8 protein-coding genes are annotated in these 18,185 nt (G+C 55.2%); 5 read left to right on the forward strand and 3 right to left on the reverse strand.

Features of this window, described 5'->3' with window-relative positions:
* Positions 1-104 precede the first annotated feature (104 nt).
* Positions 105-1,976 (reverse strand): endo-1,4-beta-xylanase, encoded by a 1,872-nt coding sequence (locus G536_RS28165; protein ID WP_169515110.1) that lies wholly within the window; start codon positions 1,974-1,976, stop codon positions 105-107.
* A 1,025-nt stretch (positions 1,977-3,001) separates the two neighbouring features.
* On the opposite strand from G536_RS28165, the gene G536_RS32225 reads away from it, so the two are divergent.
* The gene (locus G536_RS32225) at positions 3,002-3,214 is read left to right on the forward strand and encodes a hypothetical protein (protein ID WP_157530663.1); all 213 of its coding nucleotides are present in this window, start codon (positions 3,002-3,004) and stop codon (positions 3,212-3,214) included.
* A 290-nt stretch (positions 3,215-3,504) separates the two neighbouring features.
* Here G536_RS32225 and G536_RS31540 read toward each other — a convergent pair whose 3' ends face one another.
* Together G536_RS31540 and G536_RS28170 are read right to left on the reverse strand one after the other, a co-directional pair.
* Entirely contained in the window at positions 3,505-4,419 is a 915-nt protein-coding gene (locus tag G536_RS31540; protein WP_084708642.1) for a glycosyltransferase family 2 protein, read from the reverse strand.
* Between the two features lie 391 nt (positions 4,420-4,810).
* Positions 4,811-9,085 (reverse strand): hybrid sensor histidine kinase/response regulator transcription factor, encoded by a 4,275-nt coding sequence (locus tag G536_RS28170; RefSeq protein WP_022824495.1) that lies wholly within the window; start codon positions 9,083-9,085, stop codon positions 4,811-4,813.
* 347 nt (positions 9,086-9,432) lie between these two features.
* On the opposite strand from G536_RS28170, the gene G536_RS28175 reads away from it, so the two are divergent.
* The 4 genes from G536_RS28175 (at position 9,433) to G536_RS28185 (ending at position 17,969) form a co-directional block, all read left to right on the forward strand.
* Positions 9,433-11,310, forward strand: a complete 1,878-nt coding sequence (locus G536_RS28175; RefSeq protein ID WP_071837751.1) for a glycoside hydrolase family 35 protein — start codon at positions 9,433-9,435, stop codon at positions 11,308-11,310.
* 283 nt (positions 11,311-11,593) lie between these two features.
* Positions 11,594-14,713 (forward strand): SusC/RagA family TonB-linked outer membrane protein, encoded by a 3,120-nt coding sequence (locus tag G536_RS28180; protein WP_084708643.1) that lies wholly within the window; start codon positions 11,594-11,596, stop codon positions 14,711-14,713.
* Between the two features lie 103 nt (positions 14,714-14,816).
* A complete protein-coding gene (locus tag G536_RS0115380; RefSeq protein ID WP_022824498.1) occupies positions 14,817-16,361 on the forward strand; it encodes a RagB/SusD family nutrient uptake outer membrane protein in 1,545 nt (514 codons plus the stop codon).
* Between the two features lie 93 nt (positions 16,362-16,454).
* A complete protein-coding gene (locus G536_RS28185) occupies positions 16,455-17,969 on the forward strand; it encodes an RICIN domain-containing protein (RefSeq protein WP_169515111.1) in 1,515 nt (504 codons plus the stop codon).
* The last annotated feature ends 216 nt before the right edge of the window (positions 17,970-18,185 follow it).

An 18,185-nucleotide genomic window follows, 5' to 3' on the forward strand; every position in this document is an offset into this window, starting at 1 on the left:
TTTCTTAGAAGCAGTACTACTTCTTCCTTGCCTCCACACCCAACAAAAGAAGGCCCGCACTACCATAGTGCGGGCCTTCTTTTGTTGGGCGTATGAGTTGATTGTTATTCCACAATCAGCTTGCGTGAAGTGACGCCTTGCGCTTCAACTACTTGTACCAGATACATGCCCGATGCCAGGTTCAGGTTGACCTCTGCCACCGGCTGATTGGCTACCGATACTACTTGCAGTAGGCGGCCATTCAGGTCGAACACCTTGATGACCTGAATCTTCTGGCCGCCCTGCACCAGAAAGTGGCCGTCAGCTGCTGGGTTTGGGTGCAGCGTAAGATTAGCATTCTGCTGGCCTTTAGCAGAAAGCACGGTAGTCCGTACGTAGTTCTTCAACCACACCAGCGCCGAGCGTTCTGTATTGTCGCCGTTGGCGAGGTAAGCACCCTGGGTTGTGCGCCAGTGGCCGGGCCGGTACCCCCACAGTGTAATGCCGCGCACCGATGGGTGCTCCCACAGCGTCGGAAAAATGCGCTGATACTCAGCCAGCTGCACGGCATCGTCGAGTACAGGCGGCGTAGCTGAATTTACACCATCGATATCCAACTCAGTAATATAGAGTGGCTTGCCTGCGGTGGCAAGCAAAGAAAGGTTGGTAGCTAGGTTAGCGGCGGACACGTTCCGGGTTTCAAAAGCGTGGCCTTGTATGCCCACACCATCAACCAAGTTGCGGGCTACCAGCAAGTTTACAATGGTTAGGTAGCGTTGTGCGTTAGTGGTAGAGCTTGCAACCCCATAGTCATTGATCATCAATTGCGTGTTGGGGAAGTACTGCCGCGCCAGCTGAAACGAGGTAATCACCCAGTCCCAGCCGGTAGTGCCGGCGCCGCCCAGGGCATTGTAGTAATTACCAGCGCCGCTGCCCGGCGTATTGGGGCCATTATTACCGGTCGAGCCGTTGAGAGGCAGGTCGTTGGTGGGCTCGTTCACTACTTCAATTTGCGCGATGTTAGGATAGCGCAGGGCAACGGCCGCAAACCACTCGTTGATTTCCATGAGCTGCTCTGAAGCTGGCAGGTTCTCAATCCAGATAGGCTGCTGGGCGCCCCAAATCAAGGTGTGCATCTTGAACGGGTAGCCTTTACGCTGGGCCAGCGCATACGCTGAATCCAGTTCGGTCCAGTTCATCACATTGCGGGTACTCTCCACGCTGCCCCATTTGCCCGCATTTTCGGGCGTCACCTGGTTGAAGTAGTTGTTGAAGAAGGGTTTCTGCGGATTGCTGTACACGCCACCCAGAAACTTGGGTTTGCCATTAGCCATCGGTAAGCCGCTGGGCGTAAACACGGTAGGCGGCGTGCTGGAGCCCTGGGCGCCGGCATCCAAATTAGCCACCGTGAAATACAGCCCGGTAGTGCCAAACACAAACTTATCGATATCGAGGCCATCTTCGCGGGCTCCAATTTGGAATGTTTGGGTGAGGGTGCCCGCCGCCACGGTGAAGCTGATCGGTGCTTCGCCGCCGTTGAAAGCCGACAAGTTCAACCATTTCCATACTTGCTGCTGTCCGCCGCCGGCTCCGGCTACCACTTCAGTCGTACTGGTATAGCCCACACCACTTAGTTGGTTAACAGTAATCCAATTAGTGTCGTCGGCAGGGAGCTTGGTACCGAACCCGTTGCCGTAGTAGAAACTGTCGTCATTTGCACCGTTGGCACCTACGCGTATCCGGGCGTATAAATCGTAGCTGCCGGGGCCCGGAAATGTGACGGAATAGGTGATGATACGAGCCGCCGTGCCAGGGTTCTGAGCGTTGATGGTGGCCGTAGGCACTACTGTTACATACTGTACGCCGGTTTGAGTGGGGTTAGTCCAATCAGCACCGAGTGTCCCGGTTTCCGCCTGCTGTACCACTGGCGTGTTTTGCGCCTGAAGGCTCAGCGCCAGTAGAGAGCAGGGAACCAGTAAAAAGCGTAGCTTTTTCAAAAGCATAATCAAGGGTTTTGGTGGGAAAAAGAAGGTAGAATACACTAAAGCTATTCATCACCTGTTCGCTACGAAAACTTGATTAACTCTGCACTGACAATGAATATACACAAGCGTTTGTGATAGTTAGTCGGTATCGATTGTGGTAGATGCCAGACGACTGAAACCCCAAATTTTATACTAGATGCTTTTAAGACGCAAGTAGTAAGTGCACACTCACGATTTAATATGTAATAATGACATACAAGATGATACTCAGGTAGTGGCCGACCGAACCTATCTACGCAAGGCATATCATGGTAAAGCCAGTAAGCTTGCGCAGATAGGTTTAGCTATATCTTTTTATGCCTGCAAATTGCGCTGTAAAGCCACAGTGCCACGGCTTACTGTCTATATAGCCCAACTTCACTCCCAATCGGAATGCCTCACTGAATTTTCTTGGCGCATAGTGTTGTGAAGGTAGAACAACAATCATTCAGCAGGTCCACAGAATAACCACCTGGCTCCGGAATCAACTTAATTTCGGGTATACTGCCATGGATAGGGCAGTATACTCCTTGAAGCTTTTCCTGAAAGTAAGCCATAAACTGCTCTTCTGTACTCTTCACGGCAAGGGGCCGAGCAGGAGGATTGTTGTTTTGTCGAGTAGAATTTTTACGCATTAGTAATATCGATTAAATACAAAAATTAGCATTAATCGGCTATACAGTATTACAATTTTTCCCAACTTCGTACAAATTGAATAAAAAATTGTAATAAATCTGAAAAACTATGTGTTTTTAGCCCTTTAAAGCCGTTTGATAAAGTCAAATGTATGATTAAACTTTGAAAACAAGTAATAGTAATTTTGATTACTTAGATAAAAGTACTCAGCTTGTAATATGTTTTATTTGAGAAGGTAGAGGTTTATATAAACAAGGTATATTGCTAATATAATACGAATTGCTGCCACACACCCAGCATGACAAACCTGTATTATATGCTAATAAATCGAACTCTTTCTATTGCTCAGCGGTTAACTGCAGATGTCAACACCCTCTAAACGTCCCCGTGCCCGCAAAGCTGCCGAAGCTGTCGTGGCTCCTGTTTCCCACGCCGAACAATTAGTTGCCCTGCATAGCCGGGAAGAAGGCAAAACGGTGATGTACAAGCAAGATGCTTGGGGTCATATCGAAACCCGCTTTGTCCGTACGCAAAATGTTAAGGCTTGGGAAGAAAAAGGATTTTCAGTGCGCTAATCCTCTTTATTGCTTGAATTTATCGCAGCTTTGCCCCTTCCTGATGGTTGGGGCTTTTGCGTGTATATAAAATTACAAATTCCGTTATCTAATGTGCATCTTACGCATGAAATACTCAGCTAGTATGCGTCGCAGATAAAAGTAGATAGTATAATTTAGGTTCTATCCTGTAAAATAATATAATAACAACGCTACTAATACGACAAATAATTACTTGCAAAGTAATTTGAACAATTAGGAATAATTGCTCCTAAAACGTGTGGTGATGAGCAACTAGAATGCTATTTCTATCAGAGCTTGAATTTTATTATGCGTTTTATATAAAACTTTAGTAGATGATAATAAATTGAAGGATGTTTGCTTAGTCTTAAAGCCTGCTGAATCTGGTTGTTAGCTAACTCCCAATCGCCACTTGCAATTAGTGTGGCATATGCACCGCCAATGCCTGCATGAGCGTAATGCTTCTTTGATAGTGCTAGTATTCGACTTCTGTGTTCAACCGGAATATGCTGCTGAATACGCGTCATTACGTGAACTAAGTCTGGAATAATCTGACCGGATATACTTTTTTTCCAGCTGATGGAATTAGTATGGCCTCGATATTCAGCGAGAACATCGGGATGGTAGCCTATTGGGTAATGTGCCGCAATACGTACCCACATTTCCCAATCTTCTCCGTAAGTGGTACCATAAAAACTGCCCAGTTTCTCATACACTTCTCTGCGTACCGCTACCGATGCATACTGAGTGCGCTGGCGCTCAGCAATACGCAAAAGCCAATTCGATAATATTCCTGGTTTTTGAGCTTCTGGCGATAGGAATGAATATGGGTATCGTGCACCAGTCTCATCAATTGCTGCATAATGACAAAAGGTGGCACCAGCCTCAGGGTATTGCTGAAAAATATGCGCTAGCTTTTCATAAAATCCTGGTAAAACCCGGTCGTTACCATGTAATAAATGAATTAAATGGCCGCGTGATCGATTAATACAAGTTTCGAAATTACGAAGGCTACCCACGTTATTCACTTGCCGGTAATATTCCACTCGGCCATTGCCAAGATGTTGAACTAACGCCTCTACATCTTCATCAGTACTAGCATCGTCAACTACCTGTATCTGCATTAAGTCGGCCCCAGGATCTTGAGCGAGTACGCTCAGAATAGCTTCTCGTAGAAAAACAGAGCAATTGTAGGTGGGAATCATCACTGACCACAGAGGGCGTGGCAGATTGCCCTTGTACGGCGCAATGACTGGAGGCAAGGTAGGAATACGAGGTGTATTACTATCCAAATGTAAAGGCATATATCTATATTTTAACTTTAAAATATATTGCAATAAACAACTTCAATTCCATTATAAGCTTATGATCTGAAGTTATTGTTGATTTGTATTGCCATGGACTAAGTTTTTTATTCACCACACAAGCTTCGTCTTAAAATTAGTCCCATGTAGTTCTTGAAAACTGCACTTTAGAGGCGATGTAACGAAGACTGTTAAGTTTAAATTAGTTGCAGTGCGAAGAGTTGACTGTTTATTGCTGCTCCTTTATTTAGTATAGAGCAAGCAGTAGCCAGATTTACTGGTATATACCTTTCTAGTCCAGCGGCTCGTCAAGGAGTGGGGCTGCTTCGTGGGCAGGACGGTGTTGCCGAGCATATTCTGAGGGAGCAATACCGTATATTTTCTGAAAGGTCTTGCGAAAATACTTCACGTTTTCAACCCCTACTAGAAACGCAACATCCGACACTCGCATGTGCGGCTGAGCTAATAATTGGGCCGCGCGCTTCATGCGCACATCCCGGATAAACTCCACAGTGGTTTGGCCCGTGATGCTCTTGATACGGCGGTACATCACCGATTGGCTCATGCACAATGAATCAGCCAAAACCAGTACGCTAAAGGCTGGGTCGGTGAGGTGCTGCTCGACAATGTGCATGGCTTGCTCCAAGAAAGTACGGTCAGCATCGGCAATTACTATTTCGGTGGGCTCCAGTAGAATCTGGCGCTGATAGTATTCGCGCAATTGTAGTCTATTGCGCAGCAAAGCGGCCACTTTGGCTTGCAGTACAAGCGGGTTGAAGGGCTTGCTCACGTAGTCGTCGGCCCCAATCTCGAAGCCTTCTACTTCGTGCAAAGCAGCAGTCCGGGCCGTGAGCAGTAGCACCGGAATATGTGCCGTGCGCGGATCTTGCTTGAGGCGGCGGCACAGTTCCAATCCGTCGCTACGAGGCATCATCACGTCGCTGATAACTAACGCGGGAGTATGGGTTAGCACAGCATTCCATCCTTCCAAGCCATCGGCAGCCGCTAGCACTTCATAGTCCGGTGAAAACAACTGTTGCAGATACTGGCACACCTCGTCGTTGTCTTCAACTACCAACAGGCGAGGGCGATAATTAAGGGTAACTGGCTCGTTAGAAAGCGCCAAGGAAACCGGGAGTAACTGATTTACAAGGTCTTGCGCCTTAGTCTGTTCGGTTTCGGGCAACAAGTCACTAGGTAGTAGGTGCGCCTGCCCAAATGGCAGCCGCAGCCTGAACGTGGTACCGGTACCTATTTCGCTCTCCACGTAGACCGTGCCTCCATGACGTTCCATGAACTGCTTTACCAAAGAGAGTCCGATGCCGGTACCCGTCATGCGTAGGGTGTCGGTGTGTGACGCTTGGTAGTAGGGGTCGAAGATGTGGGCCAACTCGTCGGCCTTAATACCTGTGCCGGTGTCCAGAATGCTTATTTCCAGATAGTTGCCAGTAAGATGGCCGGCACTAAATACGGCGTCGCTACCGGGGTTGCCTACCACTGTGGCCGCTAGTGTAATCCGGCCGTCTTCGGAGGTATACTTGAAGGCATTGGCTAGCAAATTGGTAACAATGATTTCCAACTTGCTCTGGTCGAAGTACAAGCCAATGGGCTCGGCAGGCACATCAAGGAAATAATCTATGTGGCGCTCGGCGGCTTTTTGCTGGAATACCGAAAACGTCTCGGTCAGGAAACTTACCGCGTTGCCGTAACTGGCGCGCAGCGGCACATTGCCCGATTCCACCTTGCGAAAGTCCAGCAATTGGTTCACTAAGTCAAAAAGCTTACGCGTCTGTTTGTGCATGAGCACTACCTTGTCGCGCAGGTCGGTTACAGGCCCAGCACTGCGCACAATTTCCTCCATCGGTCCCAAAATCAGGGTGAGTGGCGTGCGTAGCTCATGGCTGACGTTGGTGAAAAAGCCTAGCTTCAAATTGGTCAGTTCCTTCTCTTTTTCCACCTGGAAGTGTTCCAGCGCCAGCTTGTTGCGTAGGCCCTGTTGGGTCATTTCCACTCGCCGATAAAGGGCCACTGCCCCCAGCGCAGCTATGCCATATAGCAGGTAGGCCCACCCGGTTTTATACCAAGGTGCCAGTACTTCAAAATGCATAACCGCTGGCTGGCGCGACCATTTGCCTTCGCCGTTATCAGCCTTTACTTCCAACGTGTAGCGGCCTGACGGTAGGTTGGCAAAGCTGGCCGTGCGTTGGCCAGGGCCAGGGCGTACCCAGTCTTGGTTGTAGCCAAGCAACCGGTAGGCATAGTGGTCTTTCTGTGGATTGGTATAGTTGAGGGCCACAAATTCCACCGAAAAGTCGTTTTCCTCGGCGCGGATGGTAACGGTCTGGGGCTGGGAGAGGGCCTGGGGCAGCAGGATACGCCCATTAAACGGCTGGCCCACCGCCACCGGCTGGTTCATCACCCGCAGGCCGGTAAGCTGCACGACTGGTGGGGTGGGGTTGGCCTGAATAGCCCAAGGCTGAAAGTAAGTGATGCCGTTGATACCCCCAAAATATAGCGTACCATCAGTGCTGCGGGCAGCGGCTCCAATCTTGAAGGCGTTGCTTTGCAGGCCGTCGGCCACGTCGTAGCGTAGGTAGCGGCGGGTGCTGGGTGTGAAGCGGTAGAGGCCAGTGCCCCCAATCCAAAGGTTGCCGGCCACATCGGAAAGCAAACTTTCTACGTCACTTTCGGGTAGGTAACTGGCAAAGCGCCGGATAGTTTCGCGGCCCTGCGTATCGGTGGTGAGTTGGTGTAGCCCCCCACCGATGGTACCAATCCACAAGTCGCCGCCTTTGCCGAGTAGTAGCGGCCACACGTAGTTCACACGCAGGCGCTTAGCTGGCTCCGAGCGATACGAAAACTGGTTGAGCAGTTGCAGCGAATCCGGCGTGATGCGCAGCTTGAGCAGGCCCGCGTTGCGGGTGCTGGCCCACAGCACGTCACGTTGCGCATCATAGAGCAGATAAGTGAACCGGCTGGAAGGCAGGCCGCCGGTGCCGGCCTCGTAATGAGCCAGCAGGCGCCCCTCCAGCGTGAAGCGGAACAGGCCCCTGGAAAATGTAGCTACCCAAAGCGTACCCTGGTGGTCTTGCGTTATGTGCTCAATGCTAGTGGTGGTCAGGTCGATGCCGCCCGGTAGCAGGCGATAAGTAGTCAGTTTTTCGCGGCCACCAGAGCGCCGCAACGCTACCAAGCCATTGTCGCGGGTGCCAAACCACAGGCTGCCATCCGTAGCTCCGTAGATGGTAGCTACATCAATCCCCCGCACCGTATCCGACTGCTGGTTCAGGTAGTTGCGGTAAGTATGGCGGCCCAAGTCGTAGGCTGAAACGCCGTTGCGCGAGCCCAGCCACAGGGTATTCGTGGCTTCTTCCTTATAAATAGCGTTGATATAGTTGTTGGCGTTGGAAAGGGCCGGCTTGCCAGTGAGCTGGTGCCGGAGCTGCCCGAAAGCGCGCTGCCGCAAATCCACCTTGTTGAGGCCGCCCGCCGAAGCACACAGCCACATCAGTTGGTCGCGCCCCTCGAAAATCTCCTGTACCCGCTCGGAGTTGAGGTTGTGGTTTTCGCCGTCGCGGGGTAGAATGAGAGTGGGGCGGGCGGTTTGGAGAGGCGGGGTTTTGCCGGTTACCGCGCCTGCTTCCCAGATGTATAGCCCGTACAATGTGCCTGCCCACAACCGCCCGAACGAATCAAGGCGCAGGGTTTGGATGCGGGGGTAGCGGTTGGGTAGGGGATGGGCCATCAGCTCGTGGCCAGTGCGCCGGTTGGCCGCCGACACCCAGAACACCTGCCGCTCAGTGCCCACCCACAAGTCGCCGCGGCGGTCGAGGTGCAGGGTAGTAACGGGTAGGCTCTGCCCGGTAGCTTCCACAGGCAGGTGGGGCTCCTGGCTGCGCACTACCACCAAACCCGCCCGCAACGTGCCCACCCAGGCGTTGTGGTCGGCGTCAATAGCCAAGCTGGTGATATTGAGTAAGTCAGGCCGCCCGCCCGCCGTGGCGGGCAGCTGGCGCAAAGCCACTGGTTGGTTGGTTTTATCGAAGCTCAGCACGAAAATGCCGTCCTGCGAAGTGCCAATCCAGAGGCGGCCTTGCGCATCGGTGGTGAGGGCTTTCACGTCGCTTTGCGCTAGCTGGGTGGCCAGGGCGCGGTAAGGAGCCGGTATTGCCCGCGCGTCCAGTGCTACGAACATGTCGTGGGCAGCATCGTAGCGGCTGATGCCCGAGCTTTCGGCCCCGGCCCACAGTTGCCCGTTCGGAGTCGTGAGCAAAGTAGCAATGCGGTTGCCCGACTGCCCATTGTGGGCGTTGATGGGCAGCGCGTACTGCTTGAGATGGTAGCCGTCGTAGCGGTTGAGGCCTCGGTTGGTGCCCACCCAAATGAAGCCGTTGTGGTCTTGGGTGATGCACATGGCATCAGAGTGCGAGAGGCCCTGGTCCACGGTGATATGCTCGAATCGGAACTCGTCCGGCGGAGTGTCTTGGGCCAAAACGGGTTGCGCGGCCAGCACGAATAGCAGGCCAAGCAGCAGCCACCGGTAGTGAAAAGTTGAAAGCACTTTCATGTTACAGCAAAGATACCGGCCCCGTGAGCGAGGACGGCAGACCCGCGCATTTTTCGAGTTGAAACGAGCCGCCTGATACGGCAGCACCAACGGGAGGGAATGCGCAAATTAAAGATAGAACAAGTTCGGGTAAGCGCCACAGGTAGAGGTAGCAAGCTTGGACTCAGAATGGTTTTGCTGTGAATTGAAGTGCTTTTTGCCGAAAAAGCAGCCCCTACTGTAGCTGTTTCCACTGGTAATTTTGCCAAGCATAATGTAGCGCCGACTACTTCTCGCGCCTTAGCAGTATGGCGCATTTCCCATTCAGCCGGCTGGCTCGGCCCCGGCTTTCAATTCCCCACCCGATTATGAAAGGTTCCAGCTTTTCGAAGCGTTTAACCCTGTTGCTCTTCGGAGCCGGCGTAGCCACTGCCACTCTGGCCGAAGGCCGCGGCCCTCAGAAACCAGCCAAGTCTCAAACGCACACCTTTACGCTCGGCCCCAACCAGTTTTTGCTCGACGGCAAGCCGCTTCAGATGATTTCGGGCGAGCTGCATTACCCACGCATTCCGCGCGAAGCCTGGCGGGCCCGCCTGAAAATGGCTAAAGCCATGGGCCTCAACACGGTGGGTACCTACGTATTCTGGAACGTGCACGAGCCCCAGCCTGGCAAGTACGATTTCAGCGGCAACCATGATGTGGCCGCTTTCGTGAAAATGGCCCAGGAAGAAGGCCTGTGGGTGGTGCTACGGCCGAGCCCCTACGTGTGCGCTGAGTGGGAATTTGGTGGCTACCCGTACTGGCTCCAGAACGTGCCCGGCTTGAAAGTGCGCAGCCAGGAACCACAGTACGTGGCGGCCTACACGCGCTACCTCGAAGCCGTGGGCAAGCAGCTTGCACCCTTGCAGGTTAGCCACGGCGGCCCGATTTTGATGGTGCAGGTGGAAAACGAATACGGCTCCTACGGTTCCGATAAAGACTATTTGGCCCTCAACAAGAAGCTGTTTGAATCGGCGGGTTTCGATGGTCTGCTTTACACCTGCGACCCGGTTAAGGACGTGGCGGCCGGCCACCTGCCCGGCCTACTACCAGCCGTAAACGGCACCGACAAACCCAGCCAGATCCGGCAACTGGTGCACGCCAACCACAACGGCCAGGGTCCTTACTACGTGGCCGAGTGGTATCCGGCCTGGTTCGACTGGTGGGGCACCAAGCACCACACCGTACCCGCTTCCCAATACACCCCCGGCCTCGATTCGGTGCTGCGGGCGGGCATGTCTATTAATATGTATATGTTCCATGGCGGCAGCACCCGCGACTTTATGAACGGCGCCAACTATAAAGGCGACACCTCCAACTACGAGCCTCAGGTCAGTAGTTACGACTACGATGCGCCGCTCGACGAAGCCGGCAACGCCACGCCCAAGTTTCTGGCCTTCCGCGGAGTTATCGAGAAATACCTGCCCGCCGGGACCAAGCTGCCCGTTGTGCCCGCGGCCAAACCCAGCACGGTACTGCCAGTGATGAAGTTCACAAGCACGGCCAATCTGCTCGACCGGCTGCCGGCTGCCGTTTCCAATGCCAAGCCGCTCACGTTTGAAGCGCTGAAGCAAGCCTATGGCTTTGTACTATACCGTACTACCATTGCGGGCGGCGGCACTAAAACTTTGAAGATTAACGACGTGCGCGACTATGCTGTGGTGCTCGTGAACGGTAAGCGCGTAGGCACCCTCGACCGGCGTCTCCGGCAGGACAATCTGAAGTTGACCCTTCCCGCCGGCCAGGTGCAGCTCGATATCCTGGTGGAAAACATGGGCCGAATCAACTTCGGTGAGTACTTACTTCAGAACACTAAAGGTATCACGAAAAGCGTGACCCTCGACGGAACGGAGCTGGCCGGCTGGCGCATGTATAGCCTCCCGTTCGACGGTGCCCCAAGCCTGACCAAGCCCGCCGTTCCGGTTATCACGGCCAGCAGTGGCCCGGTGTTGCGCTCCACCAATTTCACAGTAGCCACCCCCACCGACACCTACCTCGACATGCGCGCCTGGGGTAAAGGGGTGGTGTGGGTGAACGGCCACAACCTGGGCCGCTACTGGGCAATCGGGCCGCAGCAGACGCTGTACGTGCCGGCCGAGTGGCTGAAGAAAGGCGCCAATACAGTGACGGTGTTGGAGCTCATCAAGCCGCAGCAAAACACTCTGGCCACTTTGGCGCACCCTATCCTCAGTGAGTTGCGACCTTAAGCACTGCTGCTACCGGCGAGTTTGCTGCTTTTCAAGTAACTGATTGATAGTTAAATGTAAGCAGTTGTTGCAGGCGGTGTAATAAAGTCACTATTGGCAGATTTGTTTCCCTTTTTTGCCGAAAACTAGGTCCTTGGCACCAACTGCAAGCCGGTACTTTTACATCATCCTATCACGCCCTGATTCCCAATCGGGAATGCCTGTTAACAGGCTTGTCTGCTCTTCGCGCTCCAGTTAATTTTCCCACCTAAGCCGGCATCGGTCGGCTGTAATTCCCTTGCTCATGCAAGCAAAATCTCTACTTCTGTGCGGAGCCCTGCTGCCGTTATCGGCCGCCGCTGCACTTGCTTCCCCGCCGTCTGTTTCGGGCGCTGGCTCGGGAGTTTCTCTTCGGTCCGAAGCAGTGGCCACGCCTATTTCCGGTACCATTCTCGATGAAAAAGGAGCGGGCTTACCGGGCGTAACGGTGGTGCTGAAAGGCACAACTATTGGCACCGCCACCGACGGTTCCGGCCGCTTCACGCTCACGGTTCCGGACGGTACCGAAGCCGCCACGCTCGTTATTTCCTCTATTGGCTACGTGCGGCAGGAAGTGGTAGTAGGCAGCCAAACCACCTTCTCGGTGCGGCTGGCTCTCAACTCCCAGCAACTCGACGAGGCGGTAGTAGTAGGCTACGGTAGCCAGGAGAAACGCACCCTCACCAACGCCATTACCACGGTGCAGGGAGAGGAGATTTCCAAGATTACCACCAGTGACCTGGGCGGCGCGCTGCAAGGCAAAGCCTCGGGTGTGACGGTGTTGGGCGCCGGCTCCGAGCCGGGCTCGGCTCCCCAAATCCTGATTCGTGGTATTTCGACCATCAACGGCAACAGCCCGCTGTACGTGGTAGATGGGTTGCCAGTGGCGAATATCAACTATCTGAACCCCAAGGATATTGCCAGCCTAAGTGTGCTCAAGGATGCAGCTTCGGCGGCTATCTACGGGTCGCGGGCCGCTAACGGCGTGATTCTGATTACGACTAAGGCGGGTGTGAAAGGCGAGCCTCGCTTGACCTTCGATGCTACGTATGGCGTATCGAACCCCACCAAGATTCCAAACATGGCGTCGGCCAATGAGTACGCCCGCATCATGAACCTGGCGGCTACCAACTCGGGCCGCCCCGTGGTGTATCAGAACCCGGATTCGTACACTGAAACCACTGATTGGTGGAAGGAAATTGCCCAGCGCGGCATCACCCAAAACTACTCGGTAGGCCTTTCGGGTGGCAGCGACAAAGTGGTGTACTCCACCGGCTTGAGCTACTTCAAGGAGCGGGGTTTGGTACAAGGCTCCGACTTCGACCGGATTTCGCTGCGCATCAAAACCGAATACCAGGCGGCTAAGAATCTGAAAGTGGGTGAGGACTTCAACATCTCCGCCACCGACCAGAAATACCTCAACAGCGGCTCGCTGTTCCGCGACGCCTTCAACGACGACCCAATCACGCCGGCCCGCCTGCCCGGCACCTCCGGCAACCCCTACGACTACTACGGCGCCTCGCCGACTGACGTGGGCAACCCGCTGGCTACCGTGGAGCGCAACGACGACAAGCGCAAGCAGTACTTCCTGGTGGGCAACATCTACGCCAACTACGAATTCGTGCCCGGCCTGATTCTGGAAACGCGCTTCGGTTCCAACAACAACGTGTACCGCCGCAACCAGTTCTCCCCGTTCTACACCATTGATGCCAACGAGCGGAACCAAGTGAATTCGGTGCGCCGGGAGCACAACATCGAAATCAACTGGAACAACACCAACACGCTCAACTATATCCACGCGTTTGGCGACCATAACGTGTCGGCGCTGGCAGCCGTGACGCTGGAGCGGTTCCAGACCAACACCGAGTCTACGTCGGGCCAGGCTATTCCGAGCAACGACCCAAGCTTGCGCTACCCGGATGCGGCCACTTCCGGCTTCGCCATCGGCGGCAACACCTACACCAACACCATTGCCTCGCTGATTGGGCGCGTCAATTACGACTTCAAGGGCAAGTACCTGCTGGGCGCCAGCATCCGCCGCGACGGCGCTTCGGTGTTCCCGACCAACAACCGTTGGGGCACGTTCCCGTCGGTGTCGGCGGGCTGGTTGGTATCGGAGGAAAGCTTTGTGCAAGACCTGAGCGCCGTTGATTTCTTCAAGATTCGGGGTAGCTGGGGCCGGGTGGGCAACCAGAACATCACCAGCCTGACCAACAGCGCCTACACCGGCACGATTGGCAAGGTATACTACGCCACCGGCCCCGACCGGGCCCTGCAACTGGGTGCCGTACAGAGCAACGTACCGAACCCGAACGTGAAGTGGGAAACCGTAGAAGACTACGATTTGGGCCTGGATTTGGGCTTCCTGCAAAACCGCCTCACGGCCACCTTCGACGTGTTCCGCCGCAACACCTACGACATGCTGATGTTCCAGGCGCTGCCGGGCCACGCGGCGTATGGCTACAACAGCCCCGTAACCAACGTGGGTAGCATGAAAACCAACGGCCTGGACTTCACGGTGGGCTACGCCGAAACCAAGGGTGACTTCACCTACGGCCTGAGCGTAAACGCCACCCGTGCCATCAGCAAAATTGATAAGCTGGCCAACGGACAGGCCCTGTATTCGGGCAACACGCCCATCTTCGGCCGGCCTTCCAAAACCGAGGAAGGTGGCTACGTAGGTGCGTTCTACGGCTACGAAAACACCGGTATCTTCCAGAACCAAGGCGAAATCGACAACTACAAGTCGGCCACTGGCGCCCTGATTCAGCCCAACGCCAAGCCCGGTGACTTCCGCTTTTCTGACCTTGACGGCGACGGTGTAATCAACGAGAAAGACCAGAAGTACATCGGCAACCCCATGCCCGACCTCTCTTTCGGGGTGAACCTGAACCTGGGCTATAAGGGCTTCGATTTGCTGGCTTCGCTGGTAGGCAGCCTCGGCAACGACGTGGTGAATGCCAACAAAGGCTGGTGGTACTCGGGTAGCTACAACTACAACAAAATCTCGGGTCTGGAAGGCAAAGCCTGGAGCGGCGAAGGCACTTCCAACGACGTGCCCCGCATTGTGGCCAACGACAACAACCAGAACCTGACCCGTTTCTCGAACTTCTACGTGGAGAATGGCTCGTACGCTCGGTTGCGGAACCTACAGTTGGGCTACACCTTCTCGAAGAACATTGCCACGGCCATGCACATGGGCAGCCTGCGCCTCTACGTGAGTGCCCAGAACCTGGCTACCATCACCAAGTACAGCGGGGTTGACCCCGAAATCGGCAATGGCCGCTCGTACACCGACGGTTCGTCGGCACTGAACCGGGGCGTTGACCTCGGCAACTACCCCACGGCCCGCACCTTCCTGGTAGGTGCTAACGTCGCCTTCTAACTAGCTGTTAGCTACTGGCTGCTAGCTAGTAGCTATGGTTACACGAAAAAGCCAACAGCTAGCAGCTGTCAGCTAAAAGCCAATAATTCCCCCGACCCCTATCATGAAACATATTCGCATCACACTGGCCCTGGTTATGGGCCTGGGAGTAAGCCTGCAAAGCTGCGACGACTTCCTAAACGAGCCCCCACAGGGCCAGCAGAATGTAAACAACTACTACTCCAACGCCGAGGAGTGCAAAGCTGCCGTAATGGGCTGCTACGCCACCGCCGACCAGGACGACTGGTGGAAGATTGACCGCACCCGCATGTTCGGCGACGCCGGCTCGGACGACGCCTGGAAGGGCAACGCCATTGCCGGTGACCAGCGCGAGTTCGGCGACTTCGCCCGCTTCTTCTGGCTGCCCAACAACGAGTGGTTCGACAACCGCTACGTGCACATCTACCAGTCGATTGGCAACTGCAACGCTGCTTTGGTGGGCATTGATAAGGCACCAATTGATGGCACGCTGAAAGCCCAATTGCTGGGTGAAGTGAAGTTCATCCGGGCCTACAACTACTTCGAGCTGGTGAAAGGCTACGGTGGGGTGCCGCTGGTACTCACGCCGTTGGCCCCAAGCGACGCCTTAGCACTGAAGCGCGCTTCGGCCGCCGAGGTGTACGCCCAAATTGTAACGGACTTGCAGGAAGCCGCCGCCGCGCTGCCCGAGAAAAGCGCCCGCGCTACCGTTGACCTGGGTCGTGCTACCAAAGGTTCCGCCAACGCCTATTTGGCCAAAGCCTACCTCTACACCGAGCAGTGGCAGCAGGCTCAGCAGGCCGCCGAAGCGGTAATGGCTTCCAACCAGTACAACCTGAACGGCGAGTTCAGCAACATCTGGAACGTGAACAACCCCAACGGCTCGGAGTCGATTTTCGAGTTGAACTACAGCCCCGACCAAGCCTTCAACCTTGGCTCGGCCCTCACGGTGGTGATGCGCAGCCGTGCCGATGGCGGCTGGGGCTTCAACACGCCGACCAGCAACTTGGAGCAAGCCTTCGTTCAGGAAAACGACCCGCGCCGCCGCTGGACCATCATCAAGCAAGGTGACAACGTAGGTGCCCGCACCGCCAGCTTCGACTACTCGAATTACGACACCAAGCCCGCTGAAAACGAGTCGGGTCGCATGAGCCGTAAGATGTTCCTGCCGCTAGCCGACCGCCCCGCCAACGAGCGGGAGCACGCGCCGCTTAACCGCATCGAAATGCGCTACGCCGATTTGTTGCTGATCCACTCCGAAGCCTCGTTCCGCTTGGGTCAGGAAGGCAAAGCATTGTCGTCGTTGAACCTGGTGCGGGCCCGCGCCAACCGCTTGCAGCCCGGCACCGTGTTGCCGCGCACTTCCACCGGCACGGCTTTGCTGAACCACATTTGGTTGGAGCGTCGCTTGGAGCTGGCCATGGAAGGCCACCGTTACTACGACCTGGTGCGCCAGAAGCGCTTGGTTGCGGTCATGACGGCCTTCAACGCCTCGCAACTCACCAGCACCGACCCCTATGACCGGGGCAAGGTGAAGGACCAGATTTCGGATAAGAACAACCTGTTCCCGATTCCAACCAGCCAGATTCAGCTTTCGGGCGGCAACGTCACGCAGAACCCTGGTTACTAAGTGAATGCTACATGATGCCCCATGTGCTACCCGTTTATGGGCGGCGCATGGGGCATTTGGTTTTCGGTTCTTCCGCTACTTCCTTTCCCGCTCATGATGCTCACAAAGAATTTCTCCCGCCTGCTGCCGCGTTTCGGTGGCGCCGTGTTGCTGCTGGCCGCTACGCTGGGTAGCTGCTCCAAAGACGATTCGTCTGTTGACCCCGACCCGGTGGTAGACCCGGTAGTGGTGCCCACCCCCGTGGCCGGGGTAGGGGCCGCGGGCATTGCCGGCCTGAACTGGGCCGACCCGCGCGACAATTTTGTGGACGACGCTTTGGTGCTCTCGGGCCTGGCCGCCGGCGACTCGTACGCCACCGTGCAAACCAAGACTGAAACCATCATCAACGGCTTCCAGAGCCGCACCAACGCCAATACAGTACGCCTGCCCATCAACCCGACCACAGTGCTGGGCAGCAGCTGGACCGCCTACACCGGCGCCATCGACAAGACGCTGAGCAAAGGCATGAAGGTGATACTGGCCTGTTGGGAAGGCAATTCGTCGCGCAATGGGCTAGTGGACGATAACACCCAGTTTTTTCTGATGTGGCAGACGGTGGTGGCCAAATACGGCAGCAACGCCAACGTGTACTTCGAGGTATTCAACGAGCCGCACGGCTACTCCCAAACGAACTTGGCCAGCCTCTACGCCGACTGGCTGAGCCGCTACCCCGCCGTGCCACGGGGCCGCGTACTGCTCGATGGCACCGGTTACGCGCAGGACATCAAAGGCATGGGCGCCGATAGTCGGTTCACCGGCTGTTTGCTGTCCATTCACATCTACGACTTCTTCTACAACAACCCCACTAACACGGCGGCCAGTTGGGAGAAGGCCTTTGCCGACAACCTGGGCAGCTACGGCAGCCGGGCCGTACTCACCGAGTACGGCGCGTTCCTGACGACGGGCGTGGACTTCAACAGCGCTATTGATGGCGACGTGAAGAAGTCGTATCTGCTGGGTATCACCAACTTATGCCGGCAGCAGGGCATTGCCAGCGTGTACTGGCCCGGCCTCCGTAGCGGCGACTCCTACAGTTTGCTGCAATTTGACGGCCGCAATACGTCTATCAGTAATGTCTCCGGACTGGGGCGCGTGCAGTTTGCCTGGGGCGCGGCCGTCACGGGTGGCACTGATACGTTTTACCCCACGGCCAACTACCGGCTCATCAACCGCAACAGTGGCTTCGTGGCGGACGTGAACAGCGCCTCCACCACGGCCGGGACCAACATTATCCAGTGGTACCAAAACGGCGCCACCAACCAGCAGTGGAAGATGCAGGCCACCAGTGGCGGCTACTACAAGCTGCTGAACCGCAACAGCAACCTCGCCCTCGACGTGAATGGCGGCTCACCTATGCCTGCCGCCAACATCGTGCAGAGCATTGATAACGGGAGTAATAGCCAGCAGTGGCAGTTCACGGCTGGCACCGATGGCTACTACAAAGTCACGAACCGTAGCAGCAGCCAAGTGCTGGACGTAAACGGCAGCTCAACCGCGGCTGGGGCCAACATTATTCAGTACACCGGCAATAATGGCCCCAACCAGCAGTGGCTGGTGTGGCAGCAGTAAGTGGCTGGTTTATTGTTTCGTAACAGTCTTTTCAGAATATGAGCACTAAACAGCTCGTAACAACTCAAAAGGGCGTCATTCCGAGCTTGGCGAGGAATCTCGCGTGCTACCGTCAGGATTACTGCTTCGGCGTCAGCACGCGAGATTCCTCGACGAGCTCGGAATGACGCCCTTCTAAATTTATGTTACACAACTTGGTCCGGCTATCTACCTTCA

The organism is Hymenobacter norwichensis DSM 15439, assembly GCF_000420705.1.
Lineage (GTDB): Bacteria > Bacteroidota > Bacteroidia > Cytophagales > Hymenobacteraceae > Hymenobacter > Hymenobacter norwichensis.

Coding starts and splice junctions, on each gene's coding strand:
- G536_RS32225 (WP_157530663.1), top strand. CDS start 3,002: ATGTCAACACCCTCTAAACGTCCCCGTGCCCGCAAAGCTGCCGAAGCT.
- G536_RS31540 (WP_084708642.1), bottom strand. CDS start 4,419: ATGATTCCCACCTACAATTGCTCTGTTTTTCTACGAGAAGCTATTCTG.
- G536_RS28170 (WP_022824495.1), bottom strand. CDS start 9,085: ATGAAAGTGCTTTCAACTTTTCACTACCGGTGGCTGCTGCTTGGCCTG.
- G536_RS28175 (WP_071837751.1), top strand. CDS start 9,433: ATGAAAGGTTCCAGCTTTTCGAAGCGTTTAACCCTGTTGCTCTTCGGA.
- G536_RS28180 (WP_084708643.1), top strand. CDS start 11,594: ATGCAAGCAAAATCTCTACTTCTGTGCGGAGCCCTGCTGCCGTTATCG.
- G536_RS0115380 (WP_022824498.1), top strand. CDS start 14,817: ATGAAACATATTCGCATCACACTGGCCCTGGTTATGGGCCTGGGAGTA.
- G536_RS28185 (WP_169515111.1), top strand. CDS start 16,455: ATGATGCTCACAAAGAATTTCTCCCGCCTGCTGCCGCGTTTCGGTGGC.